1 protein-coding gene and 1 pseudogene are annotated in these 3341 nt (G+C 38.5%); one reads left to right on the plus strand and one right to left on the minus strand.

The genetic code is table 11. The annotated features are described in order from the left end of the window. Window positions 1-2528 (minus strand): glycosyl hydrolase family 18 protein (locus G337_RS0118785; protein ID WP_028865239.1); only part of this gene is annotated, 2528 nt, incomplete at its 3' end. A gap of 594 nt (window positions 2529-3122) precedes the next feature. Here G337_RS0118785 and G337_RS28375 point away from each other — a divergent pair. After that, a pseudogene (locus tag G337_RS28375) lies at window positions 3123-3285 on the plus strand (IS6 family transposase); the annotation flags it as partial. Window positions 3286-3341: the final 56 nt, after the last annotated feature.

The following is a 3341-nucleotide window of genomic DNA, read 5'->3' on the forward strand; positions in this document are numbered from 1 at the left end:
CCAGGTACATCACCTTGAGTCCACCATTTAGCTGTATAAGTTACTCCATTATAAATAACTGTATCACCAGTATTATATATACTGTCTGCATCCCAAGTCGTTTCAACTTCAGCAACAGTAATCGTTTCTAAGACTGTATTCTCAACATCAAACACATCAGTTACGGTTAAGGTTACTTGATAATCACCTGCCTGACTCGCAGTGAAAGATGCAATAACACCTTTTGAATCATTAACAACAACCGGCTGGCCATCTAACGTTACCGTCCAGTCAGTGATTAATTCATCAACAAGTTCATCTTGAGATGTTGACTGTACTTCAATAACCGTGCCCTGTTCTGGATTATCAGTATTAACTTTAATAGAGGCTGCAGGTGCATTATTTGCATCAGCATCACCGATAACTTTAGTTGTTGCTGACATAGAGTCTGTATTACCAAATTTATTGGTAACCATTACTTGAGTCGTCACATCATATACTGGTTTATTGATTAAAGATGAAGTATCAATAAGCAGTTTACTTTGAGTATCAGATCCATTAACAGCCTCTGCATTGCCGGATGTAATATCCCAATGGTAGTCAAGCTGCTCATCAGCATTATCTACAGCATTAACAGAAAAGCTAAACTCTTTACCGGCAGCTATATCTGCATATGAATACTGATCACTGTACGTAATATCATTGATTTCAGGAACAGATTCACTCACCTTTAATAGATATTCTAATGTGTCAGACAAGGTTGAACCATCTTTTAGTTCAACGCTCAGCTTAAAAGTAATCTCAACATTAGCACTAGGCTCTTCAGATACATTAACCTTAAAGTTCGTGTCTAAAGCGGCGCTGTTATTAATATTAACCAGACTGCTGTCTACACCGTTAGCTTTAGTTACCGTCCAGTTTATAGATTGTATTTGATTTTCAGCGGCACCGGACAAGTCAGCAGTTAAATCATAAACACCATCCGTAACAAAAACAGCCTGTTGATCTGATAAAGTCAAGTCAGGCCCCTGCTCAGAATCAAAAGTTAAATCTGAACACTCTTTATCCGACTCGATGTTTACACCACAGCTGCTGATAATATCTTCCATATCAAAAACTTGTTGTTTCACCTCATAACCAAGGCCTTCTCGCGCGGCATTTAACATCAGACCTTCATCAGGATCCCCCATCCAGTTAAACACACCACCTAAATCATATTTAAGTGCATATTGTGATTTTGCATATACTGTACGAGGCGTATCAAAGGATAAGAATAAATTGTTATCCTCATTATATAAGAAGTCGGCATTTGCTACTTTATCAGTATAAAGTGTGTAACCGTTTTTCCCCGTTAACTTTTTATTCGGCTGCACATTGGCATAATTAGCTAAAATATCATTAATATTAGATGAAGCCGCTTCAAATGAACCCGCTGTATTAGCATTAGGGGTAAAACTGCCCTTTAACGGGCTTGGCTGAACTTCGCCAGAAGCTATCGCATTACGAGAATAGTTAGCATAACCAAGCTGGATATTTTTAGAGGGAATACCCAGGTCATTAATCATATACTGGATAGCTTTATCCGCAGACCATTTTGTCTCATCTGCTGAATACAAATTAGTATGGTGATTCAGCGTTGTATCCCACTGACCAAAAAAGTCATAAGTCATTAAGTGAATATTATCTACGCCTGCTTTAACTAATTCATCAAGTTCTGCTGCATCAATTTTATCTGTTGGTGCACCGGATGCTATTCCAATAAGGACGTCTGAACGGTTAATATTATTTAATGCTTGACGTAATTCAACAATAAAGTCTTTATAGTTACGCGCATCATTTACCGGATCAAATACATTTTGAGAAGCACCGGCAATGCCCGGGTATTCCCAGTCAATATCAAGCTGGCCGACAAACGGATAAGCTTCAACAAATTTAATAAGGCTGTTTAGAAAAACTGGACGGTTCTCAGGTTTAACCGCATCAGAAGCAATATTTGATAAAGACCAGCCGAATACACTGATACCAATACGCGTTCCCTTTTGCTCATGCAGCCTCTGCATTACACCAAGCATACCGTTCGGATTCGGATCCAGCCAATTAAAGTCCCCCCATGCCATACCGAAGCCTGGGAACTGTTTTTGTAAATCTGCATAAGGATCAGTTGTACTTAATTCATATTTATTTAAACCATACTGAGCACACGACTGCCGCAACGCCTCCACACCGCCAGCAACGGAGGGATCGCCGACTTGTGTGCCGCATAAGCCAAAAAATGATAATAAAACAGTATCATACTTTGCTAATTCATCTAAATTAGGCTCATAGCCCTGCTGGTAATGAGTCCAGTTGGACAGGTAGGCTGTTACTTTAGGCAGGGCTTCATTTTCTTTATAACTATTTGAATACTGACTATTTTTACTTGAGTCTATTTTATAATTAGATAATCCAGTATTAGAACTGGGGGACTGAGCCACTGCAGACTCAGCCATTCCCAGTGTTGACATTACGAAGCATGATAATGCAGCTAGTTTGTATTTACTCTTAATCATTATTAACCCTTAATTTCAAGTTGTGCGTGCATCACAAAAATCAATTGTTTACAAAATATCTCTTAATTTCAGAGCGTTACGCACTGACACCAGAGGTTCGCTTATTGTGAACGTCTATAATTTATTGTTGTGCGCGTATTTTTCAATATTCGTACTGGTGTATAAATAATGCTGATTTGTTGTTTCTTAAATTAGTTTTATGGTCATATGTCCCCTTATTTGTGTTAAACTTGGCCTTGATGGTTAAGTACTGTGCGCTTTGTTGGGTTCTGTCGCGTCTTAGGAAAAGGAGTGATAGCTCTTTCCTACGGGCACAGTTAATTAAAGAATAATTATGCCGGGTATAAATAAGTACCTTCTCGAGCCTACTGTATTTTCTGACTTTTCCGTTTAGACAGTATCGGAAAGCTGGACCAGGCCAAAGATGCTAATAAAGACTATATTGATATAGTCTTTAAGTGCCAATCAGCTACAGTTGGAAATACCATCGGGCTCTTTCCATTTTCCTGTTGGTATGGAAGGGTTCTGTCGCAAAGTTAACGAAGTAAATCGAAGTGTTGAAAATGTTTCGACATTTTTCTAGGCATCAATAACATGACAATCAATTTCTCAGGTCGACATTATCCGTCAGATATTATCATGATGGCACTGCATTATTATCTTGCTTACAAACTCAGTTATCGTGAAGATAGAAGAAATATTTGCTAAGCGTGATATTCATTTTGACCATTCCACCTTGAACCGTTGGGTGATCAAATAAGCGCCTCAACTTGAAACCAGTTTTAGAAGAAGAAAACGTATAGTAGCTGACTC

This window comes from Psychromonas aquimarina ATCC BAA-1526 (assembly GCF_000428725.1).
Classification (GTDB): domain Bacteria; phylum Pseudomonadota; class Gammaproteobacteria; order Enterobacterales; family Psychromonadaceae; genus Psychromonas; species Psychromonas aquimarina.